21 protein-coding genes, 2 tRNA genes and 1 riboswitch are annotated in these 15,641 nt (G+C 47.1%); of the genes, 17 read left to right on the forward strand and 6 right to left on the reverse strand.

Going from position 1 to position 15,641, the window contains the following annotated elements; genetic code table 11:
• Window positions 1-603: Na+/H+ antiporter NhaC family protein (locus B2751_RS00005; RefSeq protein WP_290771900.1), on the reverse strand; the 603-nt coding region annotated here is incomplete at its 3' end.
• 81 nt (window positions 604-684) lie between these two features.
• Window positions 685-789: riboswitch (SAM riboswitch) on the reverse strand.
• 69 nt (window positions 790-858) lie between these two features.
• The gene (locus B2751_RS00010; RefSeq protein WP_290771903.1) at window positions 859-1,872 is read right to left on the reverse strand and encodes a metal ABC transporter solute-binding protein, Zn/Mn family; all 1,014 of its coding nucleotides are present in this window, start codon (window positions 1,870-1,872) and stop codon (window positions 859-861) included.
• A 169-nt stretch (window positions 1,873-2,041) separates the two neighbouring features.
• On the opposite strand from B2751_RS00010, the gene B2751_RS00015 reads away from it, so the two are divergent.
• Together B2751_RS00015 and B2751_RS00020 are read left to right on the forward strand one after the other, a co-directional pair.
• Entirely contained in the window at window positions 2,042-3,031 is a 990-nt protein-coding gene (locus B2751_RS00015; RefSeq protein WP_290753398.1) for an alpha/beta hydrolase, read from the forward strand.
• Window positions 3,032-3,048: 17 nt separating this feature from the next.
• A complete protein-coding gene (locus B2751_RS00020; RefSeq protein WP_035412184.1) occupies window positions 3,049-3,639 on the forward strand; it encodes a histidine phosphatase family protein in 591 nt (196 codons plus the stop codon).
• On the opposite strand, the gene B2751_RS00025 is transcribed toward B2751_RS00020, so the two are convergent.
• Entirely contained in the window at window positions 3,636-4,127 is a 492-nt protein-coding gene (locus tag B2751_RS00025) for a YwpF family protein (protein WP_035412187.1), read from the reverse strand. The two genes, B2751_RS00020 and B2751_RS00025, sit on opposite strands and share 4 nt — an antisense overlap.
• A 141-nt stretch (window positions 4,128-4,268) precedes the next feature.
• On the opposite strand from B2751_RS00025, the gene B2751_RS00030 reads away from it, so the two are divergent.
• Entirely contained in the window at window positions 4,269-4,595 is a 327-nt protein-coding gene (locus B2751_RS00030; RefSeq protein ID WP_029342848.1) for a hypothetical protein, read from the forward strand.
• A 51-nt stretch (window positions 4,596-4,646) separates the two neighbouring features.
• On the opposite strand, the gene B2751_RS00035 is transcribed toward B2751_RS00030, so the two are convergent.
• On the reverse strand, window positions 4,647-6,098 hold the full coding sequence (locus B2751_RS00035) for a nicotinate phosphoribosyltransferase (RefSeq protein ID WP_290771906.1): 1,452 nt from the start codon (window positions 6,096-6,098) through the stop codon (window positions 4,647-4,649).
• Between the two features lie 17 nt (window positions 6,099-6,115).
• Window positions 6,116-6,649 carry a cysteine hydrolase family protein gene (locus B2751_RS00040; protein ID WP_056059910.1) on the reverse strand — a complete coding sequence of 178 codons (534 nt, stop codon included), beginning with the start codon at window positions 6,647-6,649 and terminating at the stop codon, window positions 6,116-6,118.
• A gap of 162 nt (window positions 6,650-6,811) precedes the next feature.
• Between B2751_RS00040 and B2751_RS00045 the strand changes: the two genes are divergently transcribed.
• Genes B2751_RS00045 through B2751_RS00055 form a run of 3 tightly spaced genes read left to right on the forward strand, consistent with a single transcriptional unit; the run spans window position 6,812 to window position 7,860 of the window.
• The gene (locus tag B2751_RS00045; protein WP_035412195.1) at window positions 6,812-7,087 is read left to right on the forward strand and encodes a 4a-hydroxytetrahydrobiopterin dehydratase; all 276 of its coding nucleotides are present in this window, start codon (window positions 6,812-6,814) and stop codon (window positions 7,085-7,087) included.
• Complete coding sequence (locus B2751_RS00050; protein ID WP_035412198.1) at window positions 7,077-7,577, forward strand: hypothetical protein; 501 nt, start codon at window positions 7,077-7,079, stop codon at window positions 7,575-7,577. The genes B2751_RS00045 and B2751_RS00050 overlap by 11 nt, the downstream gene beginning before the upstream one ends.
• Before the next feature lie 19 nt (window positions 7,578-7,596).
• Complete coding sequence (locus B2751_RS00055; protein WP_035412200.1) at window positions 7,597-7,860, forward strand: hypothetical protein; 264 nt, start codon at window positions 7,597-7,599, stop codon at window positions 7,858-7,860.
• A 50-nt stretch (window positions 7,861-7,910) separates the two neighbouring features.
• Here the strand turns inward: B2751_RS00055 and B2751_RS00060 are convergent, their stop codons facing one another.
• Entirely contained in the window at window positions 7,911-8,651 is a 741-nt protein-coding gene (locus B2751_RS00060) for a rhomboid family intramembrane serine protease (protein ID WP_290771909.1), read from the reverse strand.
• Window positions 8,652-8,719: 68 nt separating this feature from the next.
• Between B2751_RS00060 and acpS the strand changes: the two genes are divergently transcribed.
• The 11 genes from acpS to B2751_RS00115 all read left to right on the forward strand — a co-directional run bounded on the left by acpS (window position 8,720) and on the right by B2751_RS00115 (window position 15,575).
• Window positions 8,720-9,076: a holo-ACP synthase gene (gene acpS, locus B2751_RS00065; protein WP_035412205.1), complete on the forward strand. Its 357-nt coding sequence runs from the start codon at window positions 8,720-8,722 to the stop codon at window positions 9,074-9,076.
• Between the two features lies 1 nt (window position 9,077).
• Window positions 9,078-10,151: an alanine racemase gene (gene alr / locus B2751_RS00070; RefSeq protein ID WP_214856621.1), complete on the forward strand. Its 1,074-nt coding sequence runs from the start codon at window positions 9,078-9,080 to the stop codon at window positions 10,149-10,151.
• Window positions 10,152-10,350: 199 nt separating this feature from the next.
• Entirely contained in the window at window positions 10,351-10,515 is a 165-nt protein-coding gene (locus B2751_RS00075) for a hypothetical protein (protein WP_235184624.1), read from the forward strand.
• 3 nt (window positions 10,516-10,518) lie between these two features.
• Window positions 10,519-10,869, forward strand: a complete 351-nt coding sequence (locus B2751_RS00080) for a type II toxin-antitoxin system PemK/MazF family toxin (RefSeq protein WP_023469623.1) — start codon at window positions 10,519-10,521, stop codon at window positions 10,867-10,869.
• A 193-nt stretch (window positions 10,870-11,062) separates the two neighbouring features.
• Window positions 11,063-11,389, forward strand: coding sequence for an STAS domain-containing protein (locus tag B2751_RS00085; RefSeq protein WP_029342841.1), 327 nt, complete (start codon window positions 11,063-11,065; stop codon window positions 11,387-11,389).
• The gene (gene rsbW / locus B2751_RS00090) at window positions 11,386-11,868 is read left to right on the forward strand and encodes an anti-sigma B factor RsbW (RefSeq protein WP_035412210.1); all 483 of its coding nucleotides are present in this window, start codon (window positions 11,386-11,388) and stop codon (window positions 11,866-11,868) included. Before B2751_RS00085 ends, rsbW begins: the two co-directional genes overlap by 4 nt.
• Window positions 11,834-12,631 carry an RNA polymerase sigma factor SigB gene (sigB, locus tag B2751_RS00095; protein WP_023469620.1) on the forward strand — a complete coding sequence of 266 codons (798 nt, stop codon included), beginning with the start codon at window positions 11,834-11,836 and terminating at the stop codon, window positions 12,629-12,631. The genes rsbW and sigB overlap by 35 nt, the downstream gene beginning before the upstream one ends.
• Before the next feature lie 63 nt (window positions 12,632-12,694).
• Window positions 12,695-14,815, forward strand: a complete 2,121-nt coding sequence (locus B2751_RS00100; RefSeq protein ID WP_290771917.1) for a Tex family protein — start codon at window positions 12,695-12,697, stop codon at window positions 14,813-14,815.
• Window positions 14,812-15,252: a SprT family protein gene (locus B2751_RS00105; RefSeq protein ID WP_290771920.1), complete on the forward strand. Its 441-nt coding sequence runs from the start codon at window positions 14,812-14,814 to the stop codon at window positions 15,250-15,252. Before B2751_RS00100 ends, B2751_RS00105 begins: the two co-directional genes overlap by 4 nt.
• 149 nt (window positions 15,253-15,401) lie before the next feature.
• Window positions 15,402-15,476, forward strand: a tRNA-Asn gene (locus tag B2751_RS00110).
• A 7-nt stretch (window positions 15,477-15,483) separates the two neighbouring features.
• Window positions 15,484-15,575, forward strand: a tRNA-Ser gene (locus B2751_RS00115).
• Window positions 15,576-15,641: the final 66 nt, after the last annotated feature.

A 15,641-nucleotide genomic window follows, 5' to 3' on the forward strand; every position in this document is an offset into this window, starting at 1 on the left:
GGCAGCCGGGAGAACGATCATGAAGTTCGTTCGGAACTTATCACGCATGTTCGTTTTTTGCGTTCGAACGGCAGCGATCGTCGTATCTGAGATGAACGACAAGTTATCGCCGAACATCGAACCACCAACGACTGACGCTGCTGCGATTGCGACGTTGATGCCTGTTGCTTCATGAATACCGAAGGCGATCGGTGCGAGTGCAGCAATCGTTCCAGTCGAAGTTCCCATTGCCATCGAGATGAAGGCAGCGATGACGAACAGACCGCTCATCAGGAGTGACGGAGGTAGGAACGTTAAGGCAGCATTGACGGTCGCATCAATGGCGCCGATTGCTTCTGCCGTTCCAGAGAACGTACCGGCTAATAAGAAGATGAAGACCATAATCATGATATCGGGATTTCCGGCACCGGTTGCGATTCGTTCAACCGTTTGATTAATCGATCCTTTCGTCGTGATTGCAGCAAAGATCAGCGCGATCAAAGCAGCGATAAGAATCGGGAATTTGTAAAAGTCGTCATAGAAGATACCGGCTCCGATGAAGAGGACCAGGAATACGACGAGGGGAAGCAGTGCCCATTTGTTAGGCGTGATCATTTCATTCATTGTTGACACCTCGTTTCTCAAAGATACAAAAAAAGACCCCTTCGCAAGAAAGAAGGAGGTCTTTATGAAATAAAGACGCTCTTCTTATCTCTCAAGCTTTCGCTTGCTGGATTTGGCACAGTACGAATCAAATCGTCCGCTGCCGAAACATCATTGGGCCAGTCCCTCCGTTTCTCGCGATAAAAAGAAGTCATTCAATTGTTGTAAAACACGTTTCTTACCGTACCGCATTGAGTAACGCGTGTCAACTGTACTTTACTGAAGTGCCTGTTCTAACGTCTGGACGTTTTCTTCCATCAACTTAAAATACGAGCTGTTTTGCTGCGATTTCGTCACCGACTCGAGGTTATGGATCGTCACGGATTTAGCTCCGATTTCTTTTTGGATGACACGCGCAACCTTTGGTGAAACCGTTTCTTCGAACGCGACGTATTTCAAATCATGCATCCGCGCTTCTTTCACTAAAGCAGCCAGTTGTTTTTGTGACGGTTCATCGGAAGGGGAAATTCCGGCGATTGGAAGCTGCGTGAACCCGTATCGTTCGGCGAGGTAACCGTAAGCTGCATGTGTGACGAGAAGTTCTTTTTTCGATCCGTCAGCAACGGCTTGCTTGAACTCTTTATCGAGTGCGTCAGCTTGCTGATCGAACGCTTTCAAGTTTTTTTCGAATGTTGCTTTGTCTTTTGGTACTTCTTTTGATAAGGCGACTGTGATAGAACGTGCCATTGCTTTGGCGTTGACAGGATCAAGCCAGACGTGTGGATCGTATTTTCCATGATCGTGTTCTTCCTCTTCGTGCGCATGTTCATCAGTTGCGTGATCATCGTGCCCTGCTTCTTCGTGCGCATGCTCTTCTTCTGTATGTCCCTCTTCTTCATGTGCGTGAAGCGTAGCATCCGATTCCAGCAAAGTGACATCCTTACTCGTCTCGACGAACCGGACGTCCGTGCCTTTTAGACTCTCTTGGATTTTTTTTGAATAGGGTTCAAGTGTCGTACCCGTCAAAAGGAAAAGGTCACCTTTGGCAATCTCAGTGAGTTGCTTTGACGTCGGTTCATAGGAGTGCGGATCTGCTCCAGGTGGGACGATCATCTTGACGTTGACTTGATTACCACCGATTTCACGGGCAATGGCAGCTGTTGCGAACGTCGATGTATAGATTTCCGTCTTTTTATCATCTGAAGTCGATGAATCGGTGTTTGATCCACAAGCTGCGAGGATACTTGCGCTCGCGAATGCGACCGTTAAAGCAGGAATGATTTTTTTCATTATATGTTACCTCCGTTATTAAAACGTAATTATTCCGATTTGGACTTTTTCACTATAGCGGAACGTTTGAGAAGCGTCAAGTACGAATACCGAGACGTTCGACTTCTTTTAAAACGGGGTAAAAGGATAATAAAATGAAGGAATTGATACGTCTTTTGGAGGTGATCAAGTGAAACGTGAAACTGCATGGCTAATGGGGGGAGCTGCACTACTAACGACAGCAGCTGCGGGAGCAAGTATCTGGAACAATTACGGTGCATTACTTCGGTGGACTGAACCCGCCTTGCCAATCACAGAAAAACAACTCGCACCGCGGACACTCACTTACAAACAAGTGGGAGACCGTACCTTACAACTTGATTTATATTATCCGCCGGGGGAAGGACCGTTTCCGGTCGCGATCTACGCGCACGGTGGCGCATTCGTTCGTGGAGAGCGCGAGGATCTGTTCTGTTTTAGCCCGATCGTTGATCGCCTGCTTGAACTTGGGGTTGCTGTTTGTAGTATCGATTATCGTCTGTTTGAAGAAGGGAGTTATTTTCCGGATAATCTCGAAGATGTACGGGATGCCTTATGCTTTTTGAACAAAGAAGCAGAAGATCTTCGCATTTTAAGAGGACGGATGATGGTATGGGGAGACTCAGCCGGAGCTGCACTCATGCTGACGACGGCACTTGCCCCATCTGCTTTCGTTGGTGAGCGCGATGAACGACACATGCCATTGATCAGTGGTGTCATTGCCTTATATCCACCGACGAATTTTTTATTGTTTACTTTCATTCAGACCTGGATCGCTCACATTAAGTTTTATAAAGGTGGACGGGAAGAATGGCGCAAGCTCATGACCCACGTTTCACCTGTGACGCATCTCTCGTCAGACGCCCCACCGATCATGCTCCTGCATGGCAAAAAAGATCCAATCGTTCCGTTTTCCCAAGCTCTTCACTTCGTTGAAAAAGGAGCCGATGTCGGAGCTGATGTCCGTTTGTTTTCTTTTCCGAACGGTACCCACTCACTTGCTAGTTTTGCACAGACAGAAAATCCATTGAAAATTGAACGACTGCTCGAACGAATTGAACGCTTCACTTGTCAGGTGTTGTTATTGCCACCGCGACAACTTCCCGATGAAAAACATGATACAATCAGTCATATTTCTTGAATGAAGGAGACAGAGGCATGACTGAAATTTGTTTAGTGCGACATGGTCAAACGGATTGGAACTTAAATGAACGAATCCAAGGAAGAGAAGATATCCCGTTGAATGCAACCGGAAAAAGACAAGCGGAACTCAGCGCCGCTTATCTAGCCAATGAAAAGTGGGATGTCTTGCTAGCAAGCCCGTTGTCTCGCGCTGTTGAGACAGCAGAAATCATCGGACGTGCGGTCGGATTGACGATCACAGCGACCGATGACCGACTCGTCGAGCGTGAATTTGGTGCTGCTTCCGGTGAACCGGTTGCGTCGATTTATGAAGCTGTTCAAGCGAACGATACGAAACGTGTTCCGGGTCTTGAAACGGAACAAGCGATTCAGGATCGCGTATTCGAAGCATTACAGGAAGTGACACGAACGTATGAGGGGAAACGAATCTTAATCGTCTGTCACTCGCATACGATCAAAGCAGCCTTATCGTCGATTGATGAGACATTCAGTTACCGGACACCTTTGAAAAATGCATGTGCGAATTATATCCAATATACGGACCACTATACGATTGATCGAATCAATGTAGCGGATCACATCACGGACGAAGTCGAAAAACCTTAAGAAATCGGTGTTTCTGGATGTTCTGCTAGATACTGTTTAAATGTTTCTTTAGCGATACTCGTGATATGTGCACCGCGTTTTGAACGACGATCCTTGTATTCTTGGACGAGTTCTTCACCAGCGAATCCATCCTCGACGACTTCACGTAAGATCGATTCGGATAAATCATTCTTCATCATGACCATCTTACCAGTGAAGACATAGGAGACGTGTTCGCTTAAGGCAGTCCGTTCAAGAGGCGTGACGATCATCGCGGCAGGGTCATTATCGGGTCGTGAGATCGTGATTTCAATCAAAGCACGTAAATGTTTTGTGAACAATTCATCGACGATCGGCTGATCGCTCGAAGGAACGACGATTTCTGCGACCCATTGTGCCGTTTGTTCGGTACTGACCGTTAGTCCGTCTTGAATGGCGACGGGAATCGTCGTATCACGTCCTGACTCGTCCATTAAAATGCGTAATGTGCATAATTTAAAGGTTTTCATGAAAAAATGCCCTCCCTTGATCGCTTACGATTTTTCTACAGTATACCGTGAGGAATGGGGGACGGGAAACTTTTCCTGACGAAATTCGTGTGAACTATGTTTAAATAAGACTAGATATTACTAACAGGAGGATCGTTCATTATGCCGCAAGTACTCATTGGAATATTAGGAATCCTGGGTATTGTCTTACTTGCCCACCATATCATCATGTATTGGCATGCTGAACCGACAGACCGCCCGACGCTTGCATATCGCATTGCGCTCCTGATTGCCTGTTTGCTACTCATTAGTGGAAGTGATCATTTAATCAGTATTTTTTACGCGGATTCCTTAGCAGAATTCGGTCAACGCATAACGTATATCGTCTTCATCGGAGGTGCGCTTGGTTTCGCGTGGTACTTTCGTAAGAAGATGGAACAAGCGCCAACAGAAATGACACCTGTCGGAAACGAAGCAGGATTAACATGAGAAAAGCGCCGTTCATCCTGAGGGAGGAAGAACGGCGCTTGTTTGTGCGTCTTATTTTAAACCACTCGTGAGTCGTGTTTCCCGAATCATGTCGAGTTTGAGTTTCCAGAGACGGTCACTGAATGTGACGGCATAAATCTCTGGCAAACGGAGACGTTTGTACTCCTCCCAAAGACGACCAATCTGCGTTTCATGGAAGTGACGGATCTCTTCGATCGTTGGAACTGTATAGATTAGCTCTCCATCTTTGAAGATCGGTTCAAGCAAGCGTTCGACCTTGAACTGCTCCACACGGTTACGGAACGATGGGTCCCGGACGTCGATGAGATCGACGGCTTCAAGTGTCGATGGATCCTCATCCATCAACGTCACGTAATCCCCTTTAAACTTATCCGTCACCGGATCGATGATGCGATAGACTTCCTTGATGTGTGGTGTCGTCGTCTTGGCTTTTGACGAGGACACTTTGATGACAGGCGTGAGTTCGCCGTCTACTTCACGCGCGACCAGTTTATAGACCATTCCGAGAGCGGGTTGCTCGTAAGCTGTAATACCACGTGTTCCGACGAGGAACGTATTCGCTTGGGCGCCTTGGATGCGCAAATCTTGGATGACGTACTCATCGAGATCCCCTGACAAGACGATGTCGACTTCTGGGAAGCCGGCTTCGTCAAGCATGTTACGAGCACGTTTTGACAAATAAGATAAGTCACCAGAATCGATCCGGATTCCGCGCAGTTTATGTCCTTTGGCTTGGAGTTCCTTTGCGACCGTGATGGCATTCGGCAGACCACTCTTGAGTGTGTCATACGTATCGACGAGTAACGTCGATTGATCCGGATAGTGAGAAGCAAATGTCCGGAATGCTGTTAGTTCATCATCATGGAATTGAATGTCGGCATGTTCCATCGTTCCGCCACATGGGATTCCGAAATCGCGTCCTGCTGAAGCAAGACTTGTGACGTCAAAACCAGCGAGGTACGAAGCACGCGTTCCGAAGTAAGCAGCATCGATGCCTTGCGCACGTCGGGCACCGGCTTCAAGAAACTTCGCACGGGGTGCCGATTGACGAATGCGTGCGTATTTCGTCGCGATGAGTGATTCATGGTTCGCGATGTTCAAAATCGCGGTCTGTAAGAGTTTCGCTTCAAAAATTCGTGCCTCGATCCGAATCAATGGTTCGTTCGGGAAGACGATCTCACCTTCTTTGACACTGGAAATCGAACCGTTGAACTTGAATTGACGCAGTTCATCCTTGAATTCATCTGGGAAGCCGATCATCTCTTGCAAGTACGTGATGTCTTCTTCCGTGAAACGGAGTGTTTGAATGTACTCGATGATGTTCTCAAGACCCGCAAAGACGACATACCCTCCTGCAAACGGATTCGAACGGTAGTAGACATCGAAGACGGCACGTTCATTGTGACGTCCTTCTTTCCAGTAGATATACATCCACCGTGGTAAGTATAGATCGGTATGGAGTGCAAGGTTACGTTGTAACATAACGGACAAATCCCTTCTTATTCGCCGACGACTTCTGCGCCGATCGATTGTTTAAAGTGTGTAAGCGCCCAGTCGTGACCCGTCGCGTTAAAGCTTGCGACCGCATCGGCATGGACGACGATATGATATCCGAGATTGTAGGCATCAACAGCTGTATGAAGGACACAGATGTCCGTACAGACGCCAACGAGGTGGACTTCGCGGATACCACGTTCACGCAAGCGTAAATCAAGGTCCGTCCCGGCGAACGCACTGTAACGCGTCTTATCAATGACGTGATCAGCGACACGTGCCATGGCTGCGACTTTCCCAAACAAATCACGTCCATGTGTTCCGCGAATATTATGCGGCGGGAAAAGGACAGTTTCCGGATGGAACGTATCACCTTCCTCATGAATATCGTTGGCAATGACGACGTAGTCCTCTGTTGAAAATTCCTCCATCAATGTAGCGATCCGGTCTTCAATCGCCTGTCCTGGTTTTCCACAAGTCAGCTTCCCTTCGTCAGCAACGAAGTCGATCGTGTAATCAATGACAATCAGAGCGCGCATGTGCGTGAGCCCCTTTCGGTTTTGAATTAGTGTTCTCTTTCACATTGTACTCTATCTCACATAGAAGGCGAAAGGAAGAAATCGGATACAAACAGGTATAGAGAAGTAATAGAATGGGGTATAAAGTATAGGACGAAAATGATAGTAGAGGAGGAGAAAGGGATGGCTAGGTTGAATGAGTATGAAGTGGAAGAGCGTCTTGAACGATTGCAGGATTGGAGTATCGTCGATGATGAAATCGTCCGAACGTATACACTTCCATCGTTTCCTGCTGCACTGGATTTCGTACAGGAAGTCGGGAGTATCGCCGAAAACTTGAATCATCATCCACGGATCGTGATTGACTATAAAAACGTCACACTTGCGGCGACGACTCATGATGAAAACGGATTGACGGAAAAAGACTTTCAACTTGCGGAGGCCTGTGATGCCATCTAAACTTTCGATCACATTCGGTAGCGGTTCGTTTGTTGAACAAATTCGTTCTCGGGATGCTCATATTCGTGTTGCTAGCGGAAGCGGTGACGCTATCCTCTGGATAGAGACGGACTCGAAATCACCTTTTCAAAGTGGCAATACCTACACGTTGCTCGAATCACGTGGAAATTTTTCGGATGAAGGCAGTCTCTTCTACTGGTCGATTCCGGCAGATCAAAATAGCGGAGATTTATTCGTACATCAAGTGATGTCGAATCCAAAAGTCATTGGAGCAGAATATGGTGGCTTCCAGGCTTTTCGGATTGGACGTGTCGAGAAGGGGACGGATCTCGTCTTATTGATTCAGTTCCATGAGACAAGCGACGGGGCTCGTTATGCAAAATCAGTTGAACGTCTCACGGTAGACCAGTATGCTGAAGAGGCAGGGAAGTCGTTCGCGCCTTCTCCCGTCATGAAACGGTATCAAATCGTACCACCAACAAATGAGTGAGATGCAGGGGGACTAACAGATGAAGAAGAACTATTTTGTCGTAGCAACACTTGGTGGCGCACTTGTCGGCGCTACTTTATCACTACTGCATAAAGATACGCGTCAAGCGCAGTTCACGGCAGTGAAACGAACATTCAGTGGCGCAGGAACACAATTGTCTGCTGTCAAACAAGATCCGAAAGGACGCTTTGAGGAATTAAAAGCACTTTATACGGATAATCAGGAGACGATCCATAACTTGATTGATGATGTGAAGGACTTGGCAGAAGTTCTACGCAAATAATCAAAAAAAGGACTTACGCATGTAGCGTAGTCCTTTTTTTGTATGCTGGTTTACAGGTAACGGAAGAATAATCCGAGTACAGCAAAGGCGATGATGACATAGAAGAAGATACGACCCAACTGCCCAGAACCGCTTACGAAGACAGGACCACCACTTGTCCGACGACCCGTTTGGAACGGACGTGTGAATGGCACGGCACGGTTGCCGAAGACGAATCCGAAAAGGAATCCGAGGACGAAACCGTACAAGTGACCGAAGACAGCGACGTTCGATCCAAGTAACGTAAAGACTGCCGTGACTGCAGTGAAGATATACACAAGCCGTGTATCGTCTGCCATGATGACCGTTCGTTTGAAACGACTCAAGTAGACATAAAAACCAAGCAGACCAAGAATGGCACCGGATGCTCCGGCTTGTCCATAGAACGGTTCATTGATTTTCGTGAAGTACGTCAAGACGTTCGCAAGCGTACCGACGAGCAAGTAAAAAGTAGCGAATCGAGTATGCCCGATCATCCGCTCGAGAGGCGGTGCGAAAATGACGAGAGCAAACGTATTGAACGCAATGTGCCAAAAATCATAATGCAAGAACGTTGCCGTGACGACACGCCACCATTCACCTTGCCCGATTAAGAGATTAATTGCTGCGCCTGCACTTAAGAGAGAGAACGTCAGATTAAGGAGTCCACCTAACTGTTCGATGACAAACAGGGCGACTTGGATTAAAATGAACAACGAAACGACCGGATAAGAACGTGTGAACGTTTGTAGATTTTCCGTTCGACTAAACATGACAACACCTCGCTTCATCTTCATTCTATATGAAGATGGCGAAGAATAGAACTGTGGAGGCGTCTCGGATGATTTATGGAATTGGGATCGATTTAGTCGAACTAAATCGAATCGAGCAAACGCTCGAGCGACAGCCACGTTTTGCAGGAAGAATTTTGACGCAGGCAGAACAGGAACGATTTCAATCGCTTTCAGGACACCGGCAAATTGAGTACCTGGCAGGTCGCTTCGCCGCAAAGGAAGCGTTCGTTAAAGCATTTGGAACCGGTGTCGGAAAAGAGGTTTCCTGGCAGGACGTCGAAGTTTTAAACGATGAGACCGGACGACCGATCATGAGCGGACCATTCGATGGCGTCATCCATGTCTCGATTACACATTCAGAGCACTACGCGTCTGCGCAAGTCTTATTAGAGAAGAGGGATTAGGATGTATCGACCAACTTGGATTGAAATCGATCGGGAAGCGATCGCACACAATATACGCGAAATTAAAACACGAATGGGCGAGCAACAGGTGATGGCAGTCGTCAAGGCAGACGGCTATGGTCACGGTGCAGTGACAGTCGCTGAGATTGCCCTTGAAAATGGAGCTGACTTACTCGCTGTTGCGCTCCTTGAAGAAGCGATTGAGTTGCGAGAAGCGGGTATCCAAGCGCCGATCCTGATGCTTGAAGCTTTACTGCCGGAGCATGCGCCAGTCGCTTCGAATTACGATGTCGCCGTTCCTGTCTTTTCAGCCGATTGGCTCCAAGAAGCGAAACGGCATCTGACGGAAATCGATCATCTCCGTTTGCATATCAAGGTCGATACCGGGATGGGGCGACTCGGACTGCAGCATGTCGATGAGTTGAAGCATATTTTGGTTGAGTGTAATGATGATCTTGTCGAACTCGAAGGCATCTATACGCATTTCGCAACCGCTGACGAGCTGAACAGTCGATTGTTCGAACGTCAGCTCGAGACATTTTTATCCTATGTCGCGCTAGTACCGGACATTCGTTACGTGCATTGTGCTAATTCAGCGGCAGCGATTCGCTTAGCGGGACAAGCGCCGTTTAACGTCGTTCGGGTCGGTATCGCGTTATATGGGGCGATGCCGTCGGATGAGATGGCAGGACATTATGAATTTTTAAAACCAGCGTTTTCACTGAAAAGTCGTCTGATGCAGGTCAAACAAGTCGAACCGGGTCAGACGATCAGTTACGGAGCGACTTATACGGCACCGACAGATGAATGGATCGGTACCGTTCCGATTGGTTATGCAGATGGTTGGTCACGCAAGTTTCAGGGCTATTCACTGATTGTAGACGGTCTACCGTGCGAAATCGTCGGTCGTGTCTGTATGGATCGCTTGATGATTCGTTTACCGCGAGAATATCCGATTGGAACGGAAGTCATCTTGATTGGAGAAGGGGCACCAATCGAGGAAGCGGCCCATTGGCTCGGAACGATCAACTATGAAGTTCTCTGTCAATTCTCGAAACGTGTTCCGCGTCAGTGATTCGCATAAGACATCAATAAGATGGCAAAAATATGTTATTTGTTTGAATTTTGATTGTATTTTCTGAATTCGACTGATATATTGAAGTAGAAAGTGAGTCGTTCGTTAAGGTTTCAGTGAATCTGGAGGTGCCATTATCTTGGTCCAACAACGGGAAATGCAGTTTGTTGAGCGAAATGTAGCGAAGGAGACGATTGGGATGAAGTCGAATCATACGACCGAAGAACGCAAGCGTCAGCTACGTGAGGAATTGAAGCGTGGTTACGAAGAAATGGCAGCAATCAATTTATCGATCGTAGGCGAAATGTTCCAGATTGAAACGGAGGCGGAGTTCTCACTCCTACGTCAAGTAAGCGGGGTGTAAGCTTTGATAGTCAAACGTGGCGACGTGTTTTATGCAAATTTGTCACCTGTGGTCGGATCGGAACAAGGGGGAGTTCGTCCCGTGCTTGTTCTACAAAATGATATTGGTAACCGATTCAGCCCGACAGTCATCGTGGCTGCGATCACGGCACAGATCGACAAAGCCAAACTACCGACCCATGTGGAAGTATATCGAGAGCGACACGGATTAGAACGTGATTCGGTCATCTTACTTGAGCAAATCCGTACAATTGATAAACGCCGTCTAACGGATAAAGTCACACATCTAGATCCGGACACGATGATGAAAGTAAATAGTGCCGTCGCAATCAGCTTAGGCTTGGTTGATTTTTAGGCACTTACATAGAAGCGCAACACAAGAAGAGTCGATACTAGCGTATACGACTTTTTTTGACCTCTTTTTTTAAAAATGGGTTTCAAAGTTTTCTTTACGGGGAAACATACCCAAGTGACCTTTTTATAAAGGGAAGAGGTAGGATGAATAGCAAGACCACATAGACAGATTTTCCTTGAGGAGGAACTTGAAGATGGATTTAACAATTAAAACAGAGCAGCTTGACGGTCAGACGCATCTTTATATCGCAGGTGAGATTGATACGTATACGGCACCAAAGCTTCGCCAAGAATTAGTCCCAGCAGTCGAAACGAATGATGTCATCGTGCACTTGGATGAAGTTCATTATATGGATTCAACAGGTCTCGGTGTTTTTGTCGGTGCGCTCAAAGCAGCGAAAAAGAACGGTACGTCGTTCACGCTCGTTGGCGTCTCTGAACGTATCCGTCGTCTATTCGAGATCACAGGTCTTTCAAGCATCATTACAATTGATAGTGGTGTACGAGGTGGAACGCAATGAAGAACGAACAACTGAACATGACATTACCGGCAAAACCGGAATATGTAGCCATCGCTCGTTTGACGGTTTCAGGCGTCGCGAACCGAATGGGGTATACGTACGATGACATCGAAGATATCAAAATCGCTGTCTCAGAAGCATGTGCGAACGCTGTTCAACATGCGTACGAAGGAAAAGAAGATGGTAGTATCGCCTTGACTTGCAACGTCTATCCAGATGATCGTCTTGAGATCATCGTTAAAGATAACGGCATTACGTTCGATAAAGATGAGGTTAAACGCCAAAGTGAGCCGATTACGGACGCACACGATCTCGATTCCTTGCATGAAGGAGGACTTGGTATCTTGATGATCGAAGCATTGATGGATCAAGTAACGATCGAGAAAGCGAACGGCGTCACTGTCCATATGACAAAATATATGAATAGAGATGAGGTGGGTCAAAGTGCCAGCAAAGTCTCAACAACGCCATCACAGTGATGATGAAGTACTTCGACTGATTGATTTGTATCAGCAGGACGACCAAGATGAGGAAGTGCATGCGGCATTACTCGAGCGTTATTCAGACTTGGTAGAAGCTTTGGCCCGAAAGTTTTCGCGTGGTCGACCGATTCATGACGATCTCGTTCAGGTCGGTATGATTGGGTTACTCGCGGCGCTTCGTCGATTCGATAAGGAGTTTGGTCGCAGTTTTGAATCGTTTGCTGTTCCGACGATCATCGGAGAAATCAAACGTTTCATCCGCGATAAGACATGGAGCGTCCACGTTCCACGTCGCATTAAGGAACTCGGTCCGAAAATTAAGAAGGCAGTCGAGGAATTGACGACGGAGCTACAACGCTCTCCGCGCATCGATGAGATTGCTGCTCGCCTTGAAGTATCAGAAGAGGAAGTCCTTGAAACACTCGAGATGGGTAAGAGTTATCAAGCTCTCTCCGTCGATAGCTCGATTGAGGCAGATCAGGAAGGTAGTACCGTTACCTTGCTCGACCTCGTTGGTAATCAAGAGAATGGCTATGACTCTGTCGATCAGCGTCTGATTCTTGAAAAGGCATTTGCTGTCTTGACGGACCGCGAGCGTTCTATCCTCGAATGTGCCTATTATCGCAATATGAGTCAAAAAGAAACGGGAGAGCTACTCGGCATTTCACAAATGCATGTGTCCCGTCTCCAACGACGTGCTTTGCAGAAGTTACGTGAAGCGATTAAAGTTGAACCAAATGAAGTATTCTCAAAAGACTGACCTCGTGTCAGTCTTTTTTCTTTTCCATGCATTCTTCGGTATAATGAATGAGAGGTGAAGCAGATGGAAAAGAGAATCGCAAGTGAATTGAATGTACGTCCTGCTCAAGTGAAGGCAGTCTTACAATTGACGGAAGAAGGCGGTACGATTCCGTTCATCGCCCGGTACCGGAAAGAACAGACTGGAGAACTCGATGAGGTCGCGATTAAAGCGATCCTCGATCGACATAAACAATTAACACAACTTGAAAGTAGACGAAGTGACGTCCTTGAAAAAATCGAGGAACAAGGTGTACTAACGCCGGAACTCCGTCGAACGCTTGAAGAAGCGACGACCTTACAACAAGTCGAAGATATTTACTTACCGTTTCGACCAAAACGTCGGACGAAGGCGGAAATTGCACGGGAAGCAGGGCTTGCGCCACTTGCTGACTGGTTACGCGACAAGTCTGCCTATGATAAAGCGACATTTCAGCGTTTGAGCGGTACACTCGATTCGGAAGAAGCACTTGCCGGAGCTCAATCAATCATCGCTGAGGAGTGGGGCGAACAAGCGACGGTGCGTGAGTTCATACGCAAGCAAATACGTCGTTCAGCAGAAATCGTCACGAAACAGAAAAAGGACGCAGTCGATGAAAAAGGTGTCTTTGCACAGTACTATGCTTACAACGAACGGATTCAACAGATTGTTCCGCACCGGATTCTTGCGATCAACCGTGCTGAGTCGTTGAAAATCGTCTCGGTGAAGGTCGTATTAGAGGAACAGCAGGTTTTACCAACGTTACTTCGTTCATATGCACAACTGGCGCCAAAGAAACGTGACATCGTCGAAGCGGCAATCACAACGGGGTATAAAAAATCCGTTTTTCCTGCTATCGAACGAGAAATTCGGAACGAACTGACTGAGAAAGCAGAACTTCAGGCGATTGACGTCTTCGGTAAGAACCTCCGTCAACTCTACATGCAGCCACCGATGAAAGGGAAAGTCATGCTTGGTCTTGATCCGGCTTATCGGACGGGGTGTAAGTGGGCGGTCATTGATCCGACGGGTGAGATGAAGGAAGTCGGTGTCATCTACGTGACGATGTCAGAGCAAAAAGCGAAAGAAGCGCGCCAAACCCTTTCAAAGCTCGTCGACACGTATGGTATTGAATTGATTGCGATTGGCAATGGGACGGCTTCGCGGGAAACAGAAGCATTCGTTGCGGATTGGATGAAGGGGCAGAAAGATATTGCCTTTACGATCGTCGACGAGGCAGGGGCAAGTATTTATTCCGCTTCAGAGATTGCCCGAACGGAGTTTCCGGAGCTTCAAGTCGAACAACGATCCGCAATTTCGATCGCACGTCGCTTGCAGGATCCACTGGCAGAACTCGTCAAAGTCGATCCGCAATCTGTTGGTGTCGGTCAATATCAACATGATGTCTCGCAAACGAAATTGAAGGAGACGCTTGATTTTGTCGTCGAAACGGTCGTCAACCAGGTCGGAGTTGATGTCAATACAGCGTCAGAACCGCTTTTGAGTTACGTCGCAGGAATCACGAAAGCGACGGCGAAAAAAATCGTCGAACGTCGCTCGGAACTTGGAACGTTCAAGACGCGTCAGGAATTATTGAAAGTCCCTCGTCTTGGGGCAAAAGCTTATGAACAGGCAGCTGGATTCCTCCGGATCTTAGATGGAACGCATCCGCTCGACCGGACGCCAATCCATCCGGAGCAGTACAAAACAGTCGAAAGGTTATTCAAGACACTAGGTTTAACGCTCGATCAAGTCGGAACGGATGCACTCCGGGAACAATTGTCCACATTGGCATTACCGGAGATGGCAAAGACGCTCGAGATCGGAGAGCCAACGTTACGTGACATCATCGAGGCGTTACAACGTCCGGGACGTGACCCGCGAGAAGCACTCGATAAACCGTTACTTCGTCAAGATGTTCTATCGATGGATATGATTCAAGTCGGGATGGAATTCCAAGGGACGATCCGTAATGTTCTTGATTTTGGTGCGTTCGTTGATATCGGGGTGAAAGAGAATGGATTGATCCATATTTCGAAGCTCAGTCGTAAGCGTGTCAAACATCCACTTGATGTTGTCGCTGTCGGGGATATCGTGACGGTATGGGTGACGAATGTTGAACCAGAGCGAGGACGCATTGGTTTGACGCTGGTTCCGCCGAAATGACGAATGAACAATTACAACGATACGTCGAGCAACTTTCGCTCGACGTATTTTCCTTATCGTTTCGACATGAAGCTTATTTTAACCCACGTCTAAAGACGACAGGTGGTCGCTACTTCTTGGGCGATCATCACTTAGACTTCAATAAACGATACATCGATGACATGAAAGTCTTCCACGGAATTGTGATTCATGAACTGTGTCACTATCATTTACATCTAGCAGGAATGGGACACCGCCATCAAGATCAAGACTTTAAAGAATGGTTAGAGCGTTACGGTGGGCTCCGATACAGTCCGAGAAGACAAGAAGACGAAAAAAAATCCTATCTTTATGAATGTGAGAAATGCAGTACATTATATAGAAGGAAAAGACGCATGAATACGGAAAAGTATCGATGTGGTCGTTGTCGCGGAAAGATTTTTTACAAAAGTAGTTGACGTTCATTTCGGAGCATGATAAATTATAGAAGTCGTCAAAACGACAGCAACTAAACAACTTATCGTCGCTAAAAACTTTTTTAAAAAAGCATTGACGGAAAGAAAAAAAGTTGCTACTATATAAAAGTGTTCCGAACAGAACGTAACGTTCCGCAATAGCTCAGTGGTAGAGCAACCGGCTGTTAACCGGTAGGTCGTAGGTTCAAATCCTACTTGCGGAGCCATTCTTTTGGAGATGTACCCAAGTGGCTATAAGGGGCGCCCCTGCTAAGGGTGTAGGCCGGGAAACTGGTGCGAGGGTTCGAATCCCTCCATCTCCGCCAGACCTCTTATGTGAAAATGTTTCTTGAGAATAATTATTAATTACAAAATGGCCCGTTGGTCAAGCG

The sequence above is a fragment of the Exiguobacterium sp. UBA6282 genome, assembly GCF_002440475.1.
GTDB lineage: Bacteria > Bacillota > Bacilli > Exiguobacteriales > Exiguobacteriaceae > Exiguobacterium_A.